Below are 15,596 nucleotides of genomic sequence, written 5' to 3'. Positions count from 1 at the left end.
GAATTTCTTTGCCATTCAAATAGTTGATGTTTGTTTTATTGTAGTGGTTAATGATAATGATGTGTATTAATAGCTCCTTTATTTTTGAGGGAGAAATGCACGATGACAGTATCCGTAATATCCGCCGCAACAAAAACAATACACGTTAATACTGTGCCGGCAGCTGATGCTATCGGTAGCATGCATGATTTTGCATCAAAAATTGACAGCGTGAAAAATACATCTGAAGTGTTGTCATCATTTAAATCATGGCGCAGTACTCTGTTGGAAAACATGACTATGCTGTTTGAAAAGATCACATCACTTATCTGGGGAAAGAGTGATGCGCTCAGCAGCATGAAACAACAGACCGGGTCAGCTCCGGAACAGAAAATGGGGTACGTCGATTTAAGCCGCTTAACACCGGAACCAAAGAGTGAGTCTGAAATATTTCAGGTGAACGGGCAGAAAAATATTTATTCTGACTATGATTTTAATCTTTATTATAAAGAGAATAATCAATATCATCCGGTCATTTTTACCGGTACCGAACGGCGCATTATTCATATCGGCACCTCTGCCGAAAACCGTATTACCTGCCTTTTTAATCCGGATGATGGAACATTAATGCCTGCCGGAAAGGGTATCAGTAATACATCACTGTCGTTCATTCATTCAGTAAATCTTTATAAACAAACGTTGCCGGACGGTAAAAACAGTATTTATTTACGCTTCGATACGGCAACAAATCAATTGATCAGAACAGACATTACAGATATCACAGAGCTGAATAATCAGGTTACAAAAATAGCGTTCAGGCATTTTAACCTCTTTGTGCCTGAAAATGCGTCAGCAGAGGTTTATCTGGCCGCGCATGGTGAACAGGCGTTATTCGAAAAAAATACCATTCCTGACGGTATATCGCTTGGTTTCTATACTGATAAAGGAAAGGCACTGAATGGGCATATGGATGATATCCTCCTGCTGGCAAAAGGGCAGTTTCCTGTCACAGAGCGTCATCATCATGGTGAACGTATCGAGGGATACGTCATCACTCAGGGTAATGAAGAGAATACCGATTACGCCGGGCTGGCAAAAGAAAGCGGCAATACACTGATTAGCATGAACAAGGGGGAGTCGGACTCAATGAGTCATGTGATGAAATCAGTTTCAGATATTTTTTATGGTAAACAAATCAATCTGAATCTCTATATGTGCCGTACCCGTATATAACCGTAGCATGACTGATTGATATCAGAGCGGACGTTCCCGGGAGCGTTCGTTTTTTTATCATTACGATATAACGGGCAGAGATGTTTTCAGACTGATCCGGTACTGTATTCCTGACGGTTGACTGATATTTTCCGCCGGGTAACCCGTACCGGGCGACGGGATATATCTCAATCACGGATAACCCGCTAAAATAAGAGCAGGTGTTGCATACGTGACAGCGGTAAAGCATTAACAAGAGGTATACAGCGATGGATTATGAATTTTCCCTCGGGATCGACGGGAACGTGATAGTTAAGCTGTCAATGGATCACGAAGCGATCGGTCACTGGCTGAATGAAGAAGTGAAAGGGGATCTCTCGGTAATTGATGAGGTAACCGTGGCATTTGACAGTATTAAAGGGCGGGAACAGCAATGGCAGCGGGTGGGCCATGAATACACTTTGCTGATGGATGATGAGGAAATCATGATTAACGCGAATCAGATTACCTTTGAAACGGATGAACCGGATGAAGGCATGAGTTATTACGATAATGAAAGTATTGCGTTCTGCGGAACAGCTGACTTTATGATTTTACTGGAAAATTATCGTAAATTTATTGTGACCGGCGGGCAGGGCTGAGAATTTTTATTCTGAAATTTTTATTTGTTACGGTAATATAAACCAGTAGTTCTTTACCTGAGGCGATAATCGGTCGGTTATTGCAACAATATTGTTTTCTTTATTTCCGATAACTTATGAGGTGGATGAATGAATGAACAAATTCTGACGGACGGCCTGAATCAGGCGACCGGCTGGCTGGCAAACAATCAGGCATTACTGCTGGAATATGCGGTAAATATTGTGGCTGCTGTGCTGACCCTGATTGTCGGTCTGTTTGTGGCGAAAATGGCCGCTAAAGCGGTTTCCCGCCTGCTGTCGATGCGCGGTGTGGATGTCACCGTCTCTGATTTTCTGTCCGCCATGGTTCGCTATGCGGTTATTGCCTTTACACTGATTGCGGTACTGGGGCGTCTCGGCGTACAGACAGCATCCGTTATCGCGGTACTCGGTGCGGCAGGTCTGGCCGTTGGTCTGGCATTGCAGGGTTCACTTTCTAATCTCGCGGCAGGGGTACTGCTGGTCATTTTCCGCCCTATCCGTGCCGGGGAATATGTGGTTATCGGGGCGTCAGAAGGAACGGTTCAGAATGTACAGATTTTCTCCACCACACTGCGCAGTGCCGATGATAAAATCATTGTCATTCCGAACGGTAAAGTCATTGCCGGCGATATTATTAACGTGACCCGTGAACCGAATCGCCGCCGTGACATTATTGTCGGTGTGGCGTACAACGCGGATATTGATCAGGTCAAAGAGATTCTGACAGAGATCGTCGCGGCTGATCCGCGTGTGCAGAAAGAGAAAGGTATCGTGGTGCGCCTCAATGAAATGGCACCGTCTTCTCTGAATTTTATCGTCCGTTACTGGACGAAGAACGGTGATTTCATGGATGTAAACTGGGATCTGCTGGAAAACTTCAAGCGCGCGCTGGATAAACATAATATCGGCATTCCGTTCCCGCAGCTTGATGTGCATATGCATCAGAATAGTCAGCAAACACAGGCGTAACAGGTGTATATTATCAGCGGTGCCTCTTCGGGTGCCGCTTTTTTTTGCCGTACTGTGAGAGATTATGATGAGCGAGCATTTACTTCATTTTATTCCTGAGACACTGAGTTATATCCCGGATGCTGAGCAGCAACAGGCTGCGGAGCAGTATCTGAGTGAATGGATGGCGGCTGACGATATTATGCATCAGGCGGATCCGGACGTGATGTTCTGGTCCGGCAGTGAAAATTTCCGTTATCCGCTGTGTCCGGTCTGCCGTAAACAGGTTTCCGGCGTCTGGTGGGGCGCACAAATGAATGCCATTTTTGCGGTCACCGGACAGGCGCGTATTTCTGCGGCGCTGACACCACGCAATACGCCCTGCTGCGGTGCGCCGGTTGTTATTCCGGATATGGATTACGATGAAACCGGCGGTTTCGCGTGTTACGGGCTGACCGTCCGTTATAACAACAGTTTTATTGTCTGCATGGATAACGGGCGTGACGAAATTATCCGTCGTGTGAGTGAATGTCTCGGCACACCGGTGCGTCTGGTCTGGGAGTGGATCTGACCACATTGCTCTGTATGTTATTAGCCGCAGTAATGGTCCATTAATGGTATTAATTTCACTAATACTGAAATCCCGGTAATATTCATTCCATCCGGCGTGGATTGAATAATTATCGGGATTTTTTGCATGTTATCGACATATTTTCAGGGGTTATTACTCGGTGCGGCAATGATATTGCCGCTCGGACCGCAAAACGTATTTGTATTACAGCAGGGGAGTCGCAAACAGTATCATCTGATGAGTGCATTTTTATGCACGCTGAGTGATGTTTTACTGATCACGGCCGGGGTCTTCGGCGGCAGTGCGCTGCTGAGCCGGTCAGTGTGGCTGATGGCACTGGTCACCTGGGGCGGCGTGGCGTTTTTGCTGTGGTACGGCTGGGGCGCCCTGCGGGCAGTCTTTACCGCTGATACCGCGCTGACCATGCAGGAGCAGGTGGTCCGCAGCCGCTGGCGGGTGATTATGACGCTGGTGGATGTTACCTGGCTGAATCCGCATGTTTATCTGGACACCTTTGTGGTGCTGGGCAGCATCGGCGGGCAGCTCGGTTCCGATATGCGGATCTGGTTCACTGCCGGGGCGGTCTGTGCCTCCGTATTGTGGTTCTTCGGCCTGGCGCTGTTGGCGGCCTGGTTCTCTCCGGTGCTGCAAAAGCCGGTATCACAGCGGATTATCAATCTGTTTGTCGGTTCGGTGATGTGGTATATCGCGATACAATTAGCCTTAAAAGGATTGAATATTTCTTATTAATCCGAAATATTGTTTTGCCGGAGTGTGATAGTGTTATGAATTCCGGCATAACATCCTGTTATGTGACCGGTTTAAAACAGAAGGAGGAAATATGAAACTGAAATCTCTTGCTCTTGCCGCGATGGTTGCCCTGGGAAGTTACACGGCTGTGGTTCAGGCAGCGGAAACCCCGGCAGGCCCGCATATTTCAACCTCCGGCAGCGCGGTGATCCAGGCTGAGCCTGATATGGCGACATTGACTATCAATGTGACCGTAAAGGAAAAAGAGGCGTCAGCCGCCAAAGCACAGGCAGATAAACGTGTGGCGCAGTATTTTGATTTCCTGAAAGCGCAGGGAATTGAAAAGAAAGACATTAATGCGGCTAATATCAGTACCAGTCCGGATTATGTCTATGACAAAGAGAAAGAAGAGTCCGTTATCCGTGGCTATAACGCCTCCCGCTCTGTCACGGTAAAAGTGCATGACCTGAACAAGCTGAATACATTGCTCGACGGTGCGCTGAAAAGCGGCCTGAATGATATCAGTGCCGTGGAGTTCGGGGTGAATAATCCGGAGAAATACCGCGAAGAAGCACGCCAGAAAGCGATTTCAGATGCGATTTCACAGGCTAAATCCGTGGCAAAAGGCTTTGGTACTGAGCTGGGTGCCGTTTACAGCATCGGTTATAACGCACCACAGCCGGTTCCGGTGATGGCGCGTGGTAAAATGATGCTGGCTGCCAATGCACCGGCAGCAGTATCAGCGGATGAAACCTATGAACAGCAGACTATTGATTTCCGCGATCAGGTGGATGTTGTGTTTGAACTGAAACGTTAATCCGTTTCAGGCGGTTCCTGCCGTAAGGTCTGACGCCCGTGTTTCAGCAGGGCGTCAGTCACCCGGCGCATGGTGGCACTTTCCGGCGCAAACCGGTGCCAGTACAGCATCCGGCGCTGAAACAGCCCCGGTGTCAGATCCAGCAACTCTCCCCGTTCCAGCTCATCCGCAATCTGCAAATGCGGGATCATACAACAGGCCGAACTCTGTTTTGCCAGCTGTACAAACGCTTCCGAGGAATTGAGCACGTGGCTCGGCACACTGCCGGGAGCGAGGTCAAAATTGGTCTGCAAAAAGGCCATGTGCATATCATCGAGATAATCAAACGCCACAGCCGGTGCTTTCAGCAGGGCACTGCGGCTGACACCGTCAGGAAAATAACGGGCGGCAAATTCCGGTGAGGCGACAAAGAGGTAATCCAGCGCACCAAGCTGATCCGCCAGACAGCCGGGCAGCGGACGCGGCTGAATACTGACCGCACCGACCACTTCCCCGCGCCGCAGGCGTTCATGTGTCCGCGATTCATCTTCCACCTGAATATTCAGCCGGATAGACAGATCCGCCAGAACATGGCGCAGTGCCGGGAGCAGCCAGGTCGCGAGGCTGTCGGCGTTGACCGCCAGAGAGATCAGCGGCGGCTCAATATTCCCCGCATCATCCCCCAGCCATTCCGCTTCCAGTAATTCCACCTGATGCAGCAGGCCGAGCAGCTTCTGGCCTTCTTCGGTCGGACGCGGCGGCACGGTACGCACCAGCAGCGGCTGCCCGAACAGATTTTCCAGCTGTTTGATACGCTGCGAAACGGCAGACTGGGTAATACAAAGTTTCTGCGCAGCCCGCTCAAAACCACGCTCACGGATAACAGCGTCCAGCGCCTGCAGGGCACGATAATCCGGTCGTCTCATGGCGGTTTTCTCCTCTTTTTTATAAGTCATTCACAATATGCCATAATTCGCATTCCGGGGGAGAAATAATTGCTATAATTATCACGGGCTATGCCGGTGGCATAGGATGACGATGAAAAGGCAATAACATGACTCAGGATGAATTAAAAAAAGCGGTTGGCTGGGCGGCATTAGAATTCGTGAAGCCGGGCACCATTGTCGGTGTGGGCACCGGGTCCACCGCATCTCACTTTATTGATGCACTGGCAACCATGAAAGGCCAGATTGACGGCGCGGTATCCAGCTCAGTGGTCTCAACCGAAAAACTGAAAAGCTACGGCATTCCGGTGCTGGACTGCAATGATGTGGACAGCCTGGATGTGTATGTCGATGGTGCGGATGAAATCGACCACCACATGAATATGATCAAAGGCGGCGGTGCGGCACTGACCCGCGAGAAAATTGTGGCGGCTATCGCGAAGAAATTCATTTGTATCGTGGATGAAAGCAAGCGTGTTGATATTCTGGGTAAATTCCCGCTGCCGGTGGAAGTGATCCCGATGGCGCGTTCTTATGTGGCACGTGAACTGGTCAAACTCGGCGGTCAGCCGGAATACCGTCAGAATGTGGTGACGGATAACGGCAACGTGATTCTGGATGTCTACAATCTGGAAATCCTGAACCCGGTTGAGCTGGAAAATAAAATCAACGGGATCGCCGGTGTGGTGACTGTCGGTTTATTTGCTAACCGTGGTGCCGACGTGGTGCTGATGGGAACTCAGGATGGCGTAAAAACCATTAAATAAATCAGTACGATATCTGTCATATTCAGATGCTGAATAAGGAACCGGAAACGGTTCCTTTTTTTATTTTTTTTAAATCATAAATTTCGGTGATATATATCACAATTTTGTCTTTGATATGGCCAAAATATCAGCGCTCAGCGGCATTTTTTCATTTTCTTCTGTAAACCGGCTTTTTCCCTGTGACTTGTTCTGTGACTTATACAGGAGCGTGTATTGCGGAGACGTTATTTTTTGTTATTTTGATGTGAGGACAGGACATTTCGGGAACTTAACAAAAGGCAGGGTCATGGTAAAAGTATCACTGGAAAAAGATAAAATTAAATTTCTGCTATTGGAAGGCGTACACCAGAGTGCGGTAGACAGTCTGAAAGCAGCGGGTTATTCAAATATTGAATATCATAAAGGTGCATTATCCACGGAAGAATTAAAAGAAGCGATCCGTGATGCACGCTTTATCGGTATCCGATCCCGTACCCAACTGACGGAAGAGATTTTTGCCTGCGCGGAAAAACTGGTCGCTGTCGGTTGTTTCTGTATCGGAACGAACCAGGTTGATCTCGATGCTGCGGCAAAACGCGGTATCCCGGTCTTTAACGCGCCATTCTCAAACACCCGTTCCGTGGCTGAGATGGTGCTGGGCCAGTTATTACTGCTGCTGCGCCGTATTCCGGAAGCCAATGCCAAAGCCCATCGTGGTATCTGGGACAAACAGGCGAAAGGCTGCTACGAGGCGCGCGGAAAAAAACTGGGGATTATCGGTTACGGTCATATCGGGACACAGCTGGGGATCCTGGCGGAATCCATCGGGATGGATGTCTATTTTTACGATATCGAAAACAAACTGCCGCTTGGTAATGCCACTCAGGTACGTCATCTGTCTGAACTGCTGAATATGAGTGACGTGGTCACGCTGCATGTGCCGGAAACGGAATCCACCAAAAATATGATTGGTAAACAGGAGTTTGAACTGATGAAACCGGGGGCGATTTTTATCAACGCCTCACGCGGTACGGTGGTCGATATCCCGGCACTGAGTCAGGCGCTGGCATCAAAACATCTGTCCGGTGCGGCGGTGGATGTGTTCCCGTCTGAACCGGCAGCGAACAATGACCCGGCGGATCCGTTTATTTCTGAGCTGATTGGGTTTGATAATGTCATTCTTACCCCGCATATCGGCGGCTCCACCCAGGAAGCACAGGAAAATATCGGGTTTGAGGTCGGCGGTAAGCTGGCGAAATACTCTGATAACGGCTCGACGCTCTCGGCGGTCAACTTCCCGGAAGTATCTCTGCCGGTGCACGGCCAGAATGCCAACCGTCTGCTGCACATCCACGAAAACCGCCCGGGACTGCTGACCAGCATCAACCAGGTCTTTACTGATCGCGGTATTAATATCGCGGCGCAGTATCTGCGGACGGCGGGTGATCTGGGCTATGTGGTGATCGATATTGTGGCGAATAACAAAGACGAAGCGGATGATGTTCTGCTGCAGCTGAAAGCGCTGCCGGGAACTATCAGAGCGCGTCTGTTGTTCTGAGAGCGGTGATTGCTCTGCGGTTAACGGGCAAATGAAACGAAAAGCATGCGCGTCATGGATGACGCGCCTGAGCGCACACGGATGTGTTTACCGCGACTTTTCGTTTTTGCCCGTTAACCGCTATCGCTGTCAGCTTCAGATGAATTATTTATTTATCTGATTGTTTATACTGATTTATTTATGTTCCGGCCACAACCAGCGGCGTGATGGTGTGATCACTTCCGGCAGCGGGACATCCCACTGTGCGGCGGGAAGTTCATCAACCAGCTGACAATCATGCGCCAGCCCCACCGGGTAAAATCCTTTCTTCTGCCAGCCCGCCAGGGTTCGGTCATAAAAACCGCCGCCCATCCCGAGACGCTCTCCTTTTTCATCAAACGCAACCAGCGGAATAAACATCATATCCAGTTCCTGCGGCGGCAATACCTGTGTGACATCCAATGCCGGTTCTGAAATTGAAAACTTGTTTTTAATCAGCGGGGTATCAGGGCGATAAGCGAGGAATAACAGATGATGGCGGCTGAACGGGTGAAGAACAGGCAAAAATACCTGTTTTCCCTGTGACCACAGCCACTCTGTCAGCGGACCGGTATCAATCTCACCATCAAAAGAGAGAAACAGGGCAATATTATTGGCGCGGTGTATATCGGGGTGATGAATGATTTGCTGAACAAGGTTTTGCGCTGCAGTGCTTTGCTGCTGAAGTGTCAGCGCACGGCGTTTGTTGCGGATTAACTGACGCAGATGATGCCGCGCTTGTAACAACGGGTCATGAGTCATAGTGAAATCAGCGAAATATCAGGCGATAAAGAAGAGGGAGGTCTCCAAGATGCCGTCGCAGGCTGTAACCCTTGAACCCTTGGTTCAAGGTGAACGCGGTGTTGCTTCCATTAGGCTGCCTGAACGAATCAGGTATGCTCACCGGTGACAAATCACCACATTCTGTCTGTATCAATATCGGCTCAGGGGACTGACCCGCAGACAAACATCTCAGAGAATTTTGTGAACGTTGTGTAACGCTGTTCTTAAACTCATTGTATGAAATCAGGCGGAGATTGCAACCTAATTTCGAAATTTTTTTGTCTAGTGACTGATTTCTAAACAATTTTATTCAATAGGTGTTACCTGGCGCTCCGTGATACGGGTTTGGTCATGCAGCGCCTGCTCGATAGTCTGCTGTAACAGTTTTATCTTTTGTTCCATGTTATAGGCATAATCGCGCGTTTTCAATTTTTCTTGTGTCAGTTCGTGACAGATGTTTAGCGCGACGATAAAAACGAGCTGTTCTGTGTTGGACACCCGGCTGCGTTCTTTCAGGTCCTGTAACCGTTGTTCAAGCTCCGCAGCAGAAGCGAGCAGAGCTTCTCTTTGTTCCGGTGGACAATTAACGCGCATGGAACGCCCGAATATCTGGATATCAACGGGTTGTGCAGACATGAAATCTTCCTTTGGTTCTGCAACAGGATATTATCCTGTGTGACGTGAATTGTGTACGTTATAGCAGCAGGCCGCAGCCCTTATCTGGTACAGCGGCGCCTCTTGATGGTAGCATATCATGAACTGAAACCCGACTGGTGAGCAAAATAATGACTCCGGATAAAACACTGCCCGATTTTAAAACACTTGATGAACTTTTGCGTCAGCAGGCCGTCGCCATGAGCGCGTCAGAGATGCACGGCCTGATCACGGGTCTGCTCTGCGGCGGTAACACAGATGAGAGCTGGATGGCGCTGATTCATGACCTGACCAACGAAGGCATGGCGTTTTCACAGGTTCTGGCACAGCCGCTGCGCGCTCTCTTTAATACCACATTTGAATTGCTTGATGATACCGAATGTCAGTTTAATTTACTGCTGCCTGATGATGAGGCGGGTGTGTTTGCCCGGGCCGATGAGCTGGCAGGCTGGGTCAATCACTTCTTATTAGGTCTGGGTGTGGCGGATCCGAAATTCAGTGATCGCAAGGAAGTCAAAGAAATTGTGACTGATCTGCGGGAAATCGGCATGCTGGGCTATGATGAGGCAGAAGATGCCGAAGAGCTGGATGACGCGCTGGAAGAAGTGATCGAGTATGTCCGCGTTGCGGTACAACTGTGCTATATCTCGCTGGCGAAACCGCGCAGCGCACAAAAGGCTGATGCGCCGGAACAGAAACCGACATTACACTGATATATCTGAATCTGTCCGCAGCGGACAATCTGCGGCACACTGAACTATCAGATTTCTGAATCATCACACGTACAAGGAAAGAGGGTATGAATAAACACGAATTTATCTCACGCCGTCAGGCATTGCTGGAAAAAATGGCACCTGCCAGTGCGGCGGTTTTCTTTGCGGCACCCCCGGCACAGCGTAATGCGGACAGTGAGTATCCCTACCGTCAGCACAGTGATTTTCTCTACCTGACCGGCTTCAGTGAGCCGGAGGCGGTACTGGTACTGATTAAAAGTGATGAAACCCATAACCACAGTGTATTGTTTAACCGTGTGCGTGATCTGACCGCAGAAATCTGGTTCGGACGCCGTCTCGGCCAGGACGCGGCACCGGAAAAACTGGGTGTGGATCGCGCTCTGCCGTTTGATGAGATTAATGAACAGCTCTGTCAGCTGCTGAACGGCCTCGATACCCTCTATTTTGCGCAGGGCGAAATGGCGTATGCCGATACTATCGTCTTTAATGCCCTTGACACACTGCGCCGCGGCAGCCGCCGTAACCTTTCTGCGCCGGGCACCATTATTGACTGGCGGCCGATTGTCCATGAAATGCGTCTGTTTAAATCCCCGGCGGAGCTGGACATCATGCGCCGGGCCGGGAAAGTCAGCGCACTGGCACACACCCGCGCGATGGAAAAATGCCGTCCGGGTATGTACGAATACCAGTTACAGGGCGAAATTGAACACGAGTTTGTCAGTAACGGCGCGCGCTTCCCGTCCTATAACACCATTGTCGGCAGCGGCGAGAACGGCTGCATTCTGCATTACACCGAAAACGAATGCCGGATGAAAGACGGCGATTTGGTGCTGATCGACGCGGGATGTGAAATTGAAGGCTATGCCGGGGATATCACCCGCACCTTCCCGGTGAACGGTAAATTCAGCAAAGAACAGCGTGAAATCTATGATCTGGTGCTGGAAACCCTGAATGTCTCTCTTGAACTCTACCGCCCCGGTACTTCCATTGCAGAGGTGACAGATCGCGTGGTGGAAATCATGACGGAAGGGCTGGTAAAACTCGGCTTACTGACCGGGGATGTCCCGCATTTGATCGAGACCAAAGCATACCGCGCCTTTTTCATGCATAGTCTCAGCCACTGGTTAGGATTGGATGTGCATGATGTCGGTCATTACGGTACAGACCGCGACCGTATCCTGGAGCCGGGCATGGTGCTGACCATCGAACCGGGGCTGTATATCGCGCCGGATGCGGATGTGCCGGAGGCATATCGCGGCATTGGTGTCCGTATTGAGGATGATATTGTCATCACGGCGGACGGAAACGAAAACCTGACCGCATCAGTGGTCAAAACCGCAGATGATATTGAAGCGCTGATGGCGCAGGCAAAACAGGCTGAATAATTAATGAGTGTGATAATCACCGGGGGCGGAATGACCGGCGCAACACTGGCGCTGGCGCTTTCCCGCCTCAGTCACGGCAGGCTTCCCGTTGCACTGGCGGAAGCCAGATTACCGGATGACCATCATCCGGGGTTTGATGCGCGGGCGATTGCCCTGGCGTACGGTACCTGTCAGCGGCTGGAAAAAATCGGGCTGTGGTCCGCACTGAAAGCGCATGCGGCGCCGATTACCCGGGTGCATGTGTCTGATCAGGGGCATACCGGCTGTGTGAATATTACCGCCGGTGATTATGATATTGATGCGCTCGGACAGGTGATTGAGCTGTATGATGCCGGGCAAACCTTGTTTGCCGAACTGGCAAAAGCAGAAAATGTCACATTGTATTGTCCTGACAGCGTAAAAAATATTACCCGCACGATGGACTCGGTCAGTGTTCATTTGGACAGCGGCAAAACACTGAACGGGCAGATTCTTATCGCGGCGGATGGCAGTCACTCTGCGGTTGCACAACAATGCGGTATGCAGTGGACGGATACCCCGTATGAGCAGGTGGCGGTGATCGCCAATGTGATGACGGAATTGGATCCGCAGGGGCGGGCGTTTGAGCGTTTTACGCCACAGGGGCCGCTGGCTATGCTGCCGATGACAGAAGGGCGCAGTTCGCTGGTCTGGTGTCACCGTGCAGAGCATGCGGAAGCCGTGCATGAATGGGATGATGAGACCTTCTGCCGCGAATTGCAGAAAGCCTTTGGCTGGCAGCTGGGTAAAATCGTCACTGCCGGTGCCCGTCACTGTTATCCGCTGACCCTGAGTGCCGCGCACGCTCAGATTTCCCACCGCCTGGCGCTGGTGGGTAACGCTTCGCAGACACTCCATCCAATCGCCGGCCAGGGGTTTAACCTGGGCATGCGTGATGTGATGGCACTGGCGGAGGTTATCAGTCAGGCGTTTTTATCACAGGAAGATATTGGTCAGTACCGTGTGCTGATGCACTATCAGGCCGCCCGCGAGGCTGACCGGCAGGCGACAATGACCCTGACCGACAGCCTGGTGCGCCTTTTCTCCAATCGCTGCTTCCCGCTGGCCGCCGGACGGAATGCCGGTCTGATGGCAATGGAAATGCTGCCGTTTCTGCGCAACCGGCTGGCAAAACAGACACTCGGCTGGGTCGCGCAGCCGCGTAATACCGCCACGGAAAGAGGATAAACAATGCAGTCATATGATGTGGTAATTGCCGGTGGCGGCATGGTCGGGCTGGCACTGGCCTGTGGTCTGCACGGCTGCGGGCTGCGCATTGCCGTGATTGAAAAGCAGGCACCGGATACCCGTTTTGATCCGCAGGCACCGTTTGCTGTCCGGGTCTCCGCCATCAACAGTGCCAGTGAGCGCTTACTGGGGCGGTTGGGTGTCTGGCAGGATATTCTGGCAAAACGCGCAGCACCGTATCAGGGCATGGAAGTGTGGGATAACGACAGCTTTGGTCGTATCGCGTTCAGCGCGGCGGAAGCCCATTGTGAACACCTCGGTCATATCATTGAGAACGATGTGATCCGCAATGCGCTCTGGGAGCGGGTGCAGACACTGTCTGATGTGATGCTGCTCACCGGAACACAAATCCGTCAGGTGGTGTGGGGTGAAAACGATGCCTTTATCACCCTGGAAAATGACGACATGCTCACTACCCGCTTAGTGGCGGGGGCAGACGGGGCAAATTCCTGGCTGCGCCAGCATGCGGATATCCCGGTTTCGTTTTGGGATTATGAGCATCACGCGCTGGTCGCCACCATCCGCACAGCGTTGCCGCATGAGAATGTGGCGCGTCAGGTTTTCCACGGCGACGGCATTCTGGCATTTCTGCCGCTGCCGGATGCACATCACTGCTCAATTGTCTGGTCTCTGCCCGGACTGACAGCACAACACTGTCTGGATCTGGATGAGGCTGCGTTTAACCATAAACTGGCAGCGGCGTTTGATCTGCGTCTCGGGCTGTGTGAAGTGGTCAGTGAGCGGCGGGCGATCCCGCTGACCGGGCGCTATGCCCGTCAGTTTGCCGCACCGCGTCTGGCGCTGCTGGGCGATGCCGCTCATACCATTCATCCGCTGGCCGGACAGGGGGTTAACCTCGGTTTTATGGATGTGGCGGAACTGATTGGCGAAATCCGCCGTCTGACCGCGGAAGGCAAAGATATCGGCAACTATTTCTGGCTGCGCCGTTTTGAGCGCCGCCGCAAGCAGAGTGCCGCAATGATGCTGGCCGGGATGCAGGGTTTCCGTGAGCTGTTCGACGGCAACAATCCGGTGAAAAAGCTGGTCCGTGATGTCGGTCTGGTGCTGGCGGACACACTGCCGGGCGTAAAACCGGCTCTGCTGCGCCATGCCCGCGGACTGAGTGATATACCGGACTGGCTGCGTGAACCGAAACCGGCATCAGCTGAAAAAATCTAATTTAAGGGCTTTTTTCACATTAGTTTTATTCATAATGCACTAAAAATTAACCGGTCGATCAGACCGGTGTTTTAGTGCATTCCCGCCGCTTAATTCAAAACTATCACCTGTTAATCCTTTTTTGCGCCTCAGGGCTCAGAATGACAGATGAAAAATCTGCATACTGACGGCTCGTATTTTTCCGTCCGCGTACACGGTCACAATTTTTTCTTATGGTTACGTTTGTGATTCGGTGATAACGTCAGGAAAAGGGTATCGTTTGCGCGGTACACGCTGCGCACTATGTCTGACTGAAAGGGGATAGAATGGCACAACACACACCACTGTCCGGTGAGCACGTTGCCTGCGGGGCAAAAATGGTGGATTTCCACGGCTGGATGATGCCGCTGCACTACGGCTCCCAGATCGAAGAGCACCACAATGTCCGCAATGACGCCGGTATGTTCGATGTTTCCCATATGACAATCGTGGACTTTCATGGTCCGCAATGTCAGCAGTTCCTCCGTTATCTTCTCGCCAATGATGTGGCAAAACTCACCGAAAAAGGCAAAGCACTGTACACCGGGATGCTCAATGCGTCCGGCGGTGTGATCGACGATCTTATCGTCTATTACTTTGCGGATGACTTTTACCGGCTGGTGGTGAACTCCGCCACCCGTGAAAAAGATCTGGCGTGGATTGACGAACATCGCAAAAACTTTGCGGCTGAGATGACAGTCCGTGATGATTTGGCGATGATTGCTGTTCAGGGGCCGCATGCCAAAGAAAAAGTCGCGACACTGCTGACTGCGGAACAAAAAGCCGCCGTCGCGGGGATGAAACCGTTTTACGGCGTGCAGAGCGGGGATTATTTCATTGCCACCACCGGGTACACCGGCGAGGAAGGTTATGAAATCGCGCTGCCCGCAGAGCAGGCCGCTGACCTGTGGAAAAAACTGCTGGCAGCCGGAGTGAAACCGGCAGGGTTAGGGGCGCGGGATACCTTACGTCTTGAAGCAGGTATGAATCTTTACAGCCAGGAGATGGATGAAACCATCAATCCGCTGGCGGCGAATATGGGCTGGACGATTGCCTGGCAGCCGGAAGACCGGAAATTTATCGGCCGTGAGGCACTGGAAAAATTCCGCCGTGACGGCACTGAAAAACAGGTCGGACTGGTGATGCGCGAAAAAGGTGTGCTGCGTGCCGGTATGGAAGTCCGCTTTACTGATGAGCTCGGCAAATTACAGACCGGCGTTATCACCAGCGGAACCTTCTCGCCGTCACTGGGGTTCAGTATCGCGCTGGCCCGTGTCCCGCAGGGGATCGGCAATACCGCTATTGTGCAGGTACGCAACCGTGAAGTGCCTGTTGAGGTCGTGAAACCGGGGTTTGTCCGTAACGGCAAAGCCCTGGTCTGAATAACTATTTT

The 15,596-nt window shown here is 51.3% G+C and carries 17 protein-coding genes and 1 other RNA gene; 13 read left to right on the top strand and 5 right to left on the bottom strand.

The window, feature by feature from the left end; translation table 11 throughout:
- Window positions 1-47 precede the first annotated feature (47 nt).
- Window positions 48-338 (bottom strand): hypothetical protein, encoded by a 291-nt coding sequence (locus tag N7387_RS02810; RefSeq protein WP_279796683.1) that lies wholly within the window; start codon window positions 336-338, stop codon window positions 48-50.
- Window positions 339-435: 97 nt separating this feature from the next.
- On the opposite strand from N7387_RS02810, the gene N7387_RS02805 reads away from it, so the two are divergent.
- The 6 genes from N7387_RS02805 to N7387_RS02780 all read left to right on the top strand — a co-directional run bounded on the left by N7387_RS02805 (window position 436) and on the right by N7387_RS02780 (window position 4,939).
- Window positions 436-1,212 carry a putative adhesin gene (locus tag N7387_RS02805; protein WP_279796681.1) on the top strand — a complete coding sequence of 259 codons (777 nt, stop codon included), beginning with the start codon at window positions 436-438 and terminating at the stop codon, window positions 1,210-1,212.
- Between the two features lie 248 nt (window positions 1,213-1,460).
- On the top strand, window positions 1,461-1,832 hold the full coding sequence (locus N7387_RS02800) for a YacL family protein (RefSeq protein ID WP_262860725.1): 372 nt from the start codon (window positions 1,461-1,463) through the stop codon (window positions 1,830-1,832).
- A 129-nt stretch (window positions 1,833-1,961) separates the two neighbouring features.
- A complete protein-coding gene (gene mscS, locus N7387_RS02795; protein ID WP_279796678.1) occupies window positions 1,962-2,822 on the top strand; it encodes a small-conductance mechanosensitive channel MscS in 861 nt (286 codons plus the stop codon).
- Window positions 2,823-2,886: 64 nt separating this feature from the next.
- Complete coding sequence (locus tag N7387_RS02790) at window positions 2,887-3,372, top strand: hypothetical protein (protein WP_262860723.1); 486 nt, start codon at window positions 2,887-2,889, stop codon at window positions 3,370-3,372.
- Window positions 3,373-3,498: 126 nt separating this feature from the next.
- The gene (gene argO / locus N7387_RS02785; protein ID WP_279796675.1) at window positions 3,499-4,122 is read left to right on the top strand and encodes an arginine exporter ArgO; all 624 of its coding nucleotides are present in this window, start codon (window positions 3,499-3,501) and stop codon (window positions 4,120-4,122) included.
- 91 nt (window positions 4,123-4,213) lie between these two features.
- The gene (locus N7387_RS02780; RefSeq protein WP_279796674.1) at window positions 4,214-4,939 is read left to right on the top strand and encodes an oxidative stress defense protein; all 726 of its coding nucleotides are present in this window, start codon (window positions 4,214-4,216) and stop codon (window positions 4,937-4,939) included.
- On the opposite strand, the gene N7387_RS02775 is transcribed toward N7387_RS02780, so the two are convergent.
- The gene (locus tag N7387_RS02775) at window positions 4,936-5,844 is read right to left on the bottom strand and encodes a LysR family transcriptional regulator ArgP (RefSeq protein ID WP_072870594.1); all 909 of its coding nucleotides are present in this window, start codon (window positions 5,842-5,844) and stop codon (window positions 4,936-4,938) included. The two genes, N7387_RS02780 and N7387_RS02775, sit on opposite strands and share 4 nt — an antisense overlap.
- Before the next feature lie 128 nt (window positions 5,845-5,972).
- Between N7387_RS02775 and rpiA the strand changes: the two genes are divergently transcribed.
- Window positions 5,973-6,629 carry a ribose-5-phosphate isomerase RpiA gene (rpiA, locus tag N7387_RS02770; protein ID WP_004238350.1) on the top strand — a complete coding sequence of 219 codons (657 nt, stop codon included), beginning with the start codon at window positions 5,973-5,975 and terminating at the stop codon, window positions 6,627-6,629.
- Between the two features lie 286 nt (window positions 6,630-6,915).
- Window positions 6,916-8,166, top strand: coding sequence for a phosphoglycerate dehydrogenase (gene serA, locus N7387_RS02765; protein ID WP_025152806.1), 1,251 nt, complete (start codon window positions 6,916-6,918; stop codon window positions 8,164-8,166).
- A gap of 174 nt (window positions 8,167-8,340) precedes the next feature.
- On the opposite strand, the gene N7387_RS02760 is transcribed toward serA, so the two are convergent.
- The 3 genes from N7387_RS02760 to zapA all read right to left on the bottom strand — a co-directional run bounded on the left by N7387_RS02760 (window position 8,341) and on the right by zapA (window position 9,603).
- A complete protein-coding gene (locus N7387_RS02760) occupies window positions 8,341-8,946 on the bottom strand; it encodes a 5-formyltetrahydrofolate cyclo-ligase (protein ID WP_279796668.1) in 606 nt (201 codons plus the stop codon).
- Window positions 8,947-8,983: 37 nt separating this feature from the next.
- Window positions 8,984-9,166: non-coding RNA, 6S RNA (gene ssrS / locus N7387_RS02755), on the bottom strand.
- A 107-nt stretch (window positions 9,167-9,273) separates the two neighbouring features.
- Window positions 9,274-9,603, bottom strand: a complete 330-nt coding sequence (zapA, locus tag N7387_RS02750) for a cell division protein ZapA (RefSeq protein WP_262860717.1) — start codon at window positions 9,601-9,603, stop codon at window positions 9,274-9,276.
- Window positions 9,604-9,752: 149 nt separating this feature from the next.
- Here zapA and N7387_RS02745 point away from each other — a divergent pair, with 149 nt between their 5' ends.
- The 5 genes from N7387_RS02745 to gcvT all read left to right on the top strand — a co-directional run bounded on the left by N7387_RS02745 (window position 9,753) and on the right by gcvT (window position 15,585).
- Window positions 9,753-10,334, top strand: coding sequence for a YecA family protein (locus tag N7387_RS02745; protein WP_025152808.1), 582 nt, complete (start codon window positions 9,753-9,755; stop codon window positions 10,332-10,334).
- Between the two features lie 86 nt (window positions 10,335-10,420).
- Window positions 10,421-11,740, top strand: coding sequence for a Xaa-Pro aminopeptidase (gene pepP / locus N7387_RS02740; RefSeq protein WP_279796664.1), 1,320 nt, complete (start codon window positions 10,421-10,423; stop codon window positions 11,738-11,740).
- Between the two features lie 3 nt (window positions 11,741-11,743).
- Window positions 11,744-12,946, top strand: a complete 1,203-nt coding sequence (gene ubiH, locus N7387_RS02735; protein ID WP_279796661.1) for a 2-octaprenyl-6-methoxyphenyl hydroxylase — start codon at window positions 11,744-11,746, stop codon at window positions 12,944-12,946.
- 3 nt (window positions 12,947-12,949) lie between these two features.
- Window positions 12,950-14,185, top strand: a complete 1,236-nt coding sequence (gene ubiI / locus N7387_RS02730; RefSeq protein WP_279796659.1) for an FAD-dependent 2-octaprenylphenol hydroxylase — start codon at window positions 12,950-12,952, stop codon at window positions 14,183-14,185.
- 305 nt (window positions 14,186-14,490) lie between these two features.
- A complete protein-coding gene (gcvT, locus tag N7387_RS02725; RefSeq protein WP_262883359.1) occupies window positions 14,491-15,585 on the top strand; it encodes a glycine cleavage system aminomethyltransferase GcvT in 1,095 nt (364 codons plus the stop codon).
- Window positions 15,586-15,596: the final 11 nt, after the last annotated feature.

This window comes from Morganella sp. GD04133 (assembly GCF_029835375.1).
GTDB classification, from domain to species: Bacteria; Pseudomonadota; Gammaproteobacteria; order Enterobacterales; family Enterobacteriaceae; genus Morganella; species Morganella morganii_B.
The sequence above is the reverse complement of the archived record's forward strand: the minus strand, read 5'-3'. Positions and strand labels throughout refer to the sequence as shown.

What these genes read in the sequence shown, in the direction of transcription:
- N7387_RS02810 (WP_279796683.1), bottom strand. Translation starts at nt 338, where the DNA reads ATGCTGCTGAGCGCATCACTCTTTCCCCAGATAAGTGATGTGATCTTT.
- N7387_RS02800 (WP_262860725.1), top strand. Translation starts at nt 1,461, where the DNA reads ATGGATTATGAATTTTCCCTCGGGATCGACGGGAACGTGATAGTTAAG.
- mscS (WP_279796678.1), top strand. Translation starts at nt 1,962, where the DNA reads ATGAATGAACAAATTCTGACGGACGGCCTGAATCAGGCGACCGGCTGG.
- N7387_RS02790 (WP_262860723.1), top strand. Translation starts at nt 2,887, where the DNA reads ATGATGAGCGAGCATTTACTTCATTTTATTCCTGAGACACTGAGTTAT.
- argO (WP_279796675.1), top strand. Translation starts at nt 3,499, where the DNA reads ATGTTATCGACATATTTTCAGGGGTTATTACTCGGTGCGGCAATGATA.
- N7387_RS02780 (WP_279796674.1), top strand. Translation starts at nt 4,214, where the DNA reads ATGAAACTGAAATCTCTTGCTCTTGCCGCGATGGTTGCCCTGGGAAGT.
- N7387_RS02775 (WP_072870594.1), bottom strand. Translation starts at nt 5,844, where the DNA reads ATGAGACGACCGGATTATCGTGCCCTGCAGGCGCTGGACGCTGTTATC.
- rpiA (WP_004238350.1), top strand. Translation starts at nt 5,973, where the DNA reads ATGACTCAGGATGAATTAAAAAAAGCGGTTGGCTGGGCGGCATTAGAA.
- serA (WP_025152806.1), top strand. Translation starts at nt 6,916, where the DNA reads ATGGTAAAAGTATCACTGGAAAAAGATAAAATTAAATTTCTGCTATTG.
- N7387_RS02760 (WP_279796668.1), bottom strand. Translation starts at nt 8,946, where the DNA reads ATGACTCATGACCCGTTGTTACAAGCGCGGCATCATCTGCGTCAGTTA.
- zapA (WP_262860717.1), bottom strand. Translation starts at nt 9,603, where the DNA reads ATGTCTGCACAACCCGTTGATATCCAGATATTCGGGCGTTCCATGCGC.
- N7387_RS02745 (WP_025152808.1), top strand. Translation starts at nt 9,753, where the DNA reads ATGACTCCGGATAAAACACTGCCCGATTTTAAAACACTTGATGAACTT.
- pepP (WP_279796664.1), top strand. Translation starts at nt 10,421, where the DNA reads ATGAATAAACACGAATTTATCTCACGCCGTCAGGCATTGCTGGAAAAA.
- ubiH (WP_279796661.1), top strand. Translation starts at nt 11,744, where the DNA reads ATGAGTGTGATAATCACCGGGGGCGGAATGACCGGCGCAACACTGGCG.
- ubiI (WP_279796659.1), top strand. Translation starts at nt 12,950, where the DNA reads ATGCAGTCATATGATGTGGTAATTGCCGGTGGCGGCATGGTCGGGCTG.
- gcvT (WP_262883359.1), top strand. Translation starts at nt 14,491, where the DNA reads ATGGCACAACACACACCACTGTCCGGTGAGCACGTTGCCTGCGGGGCA.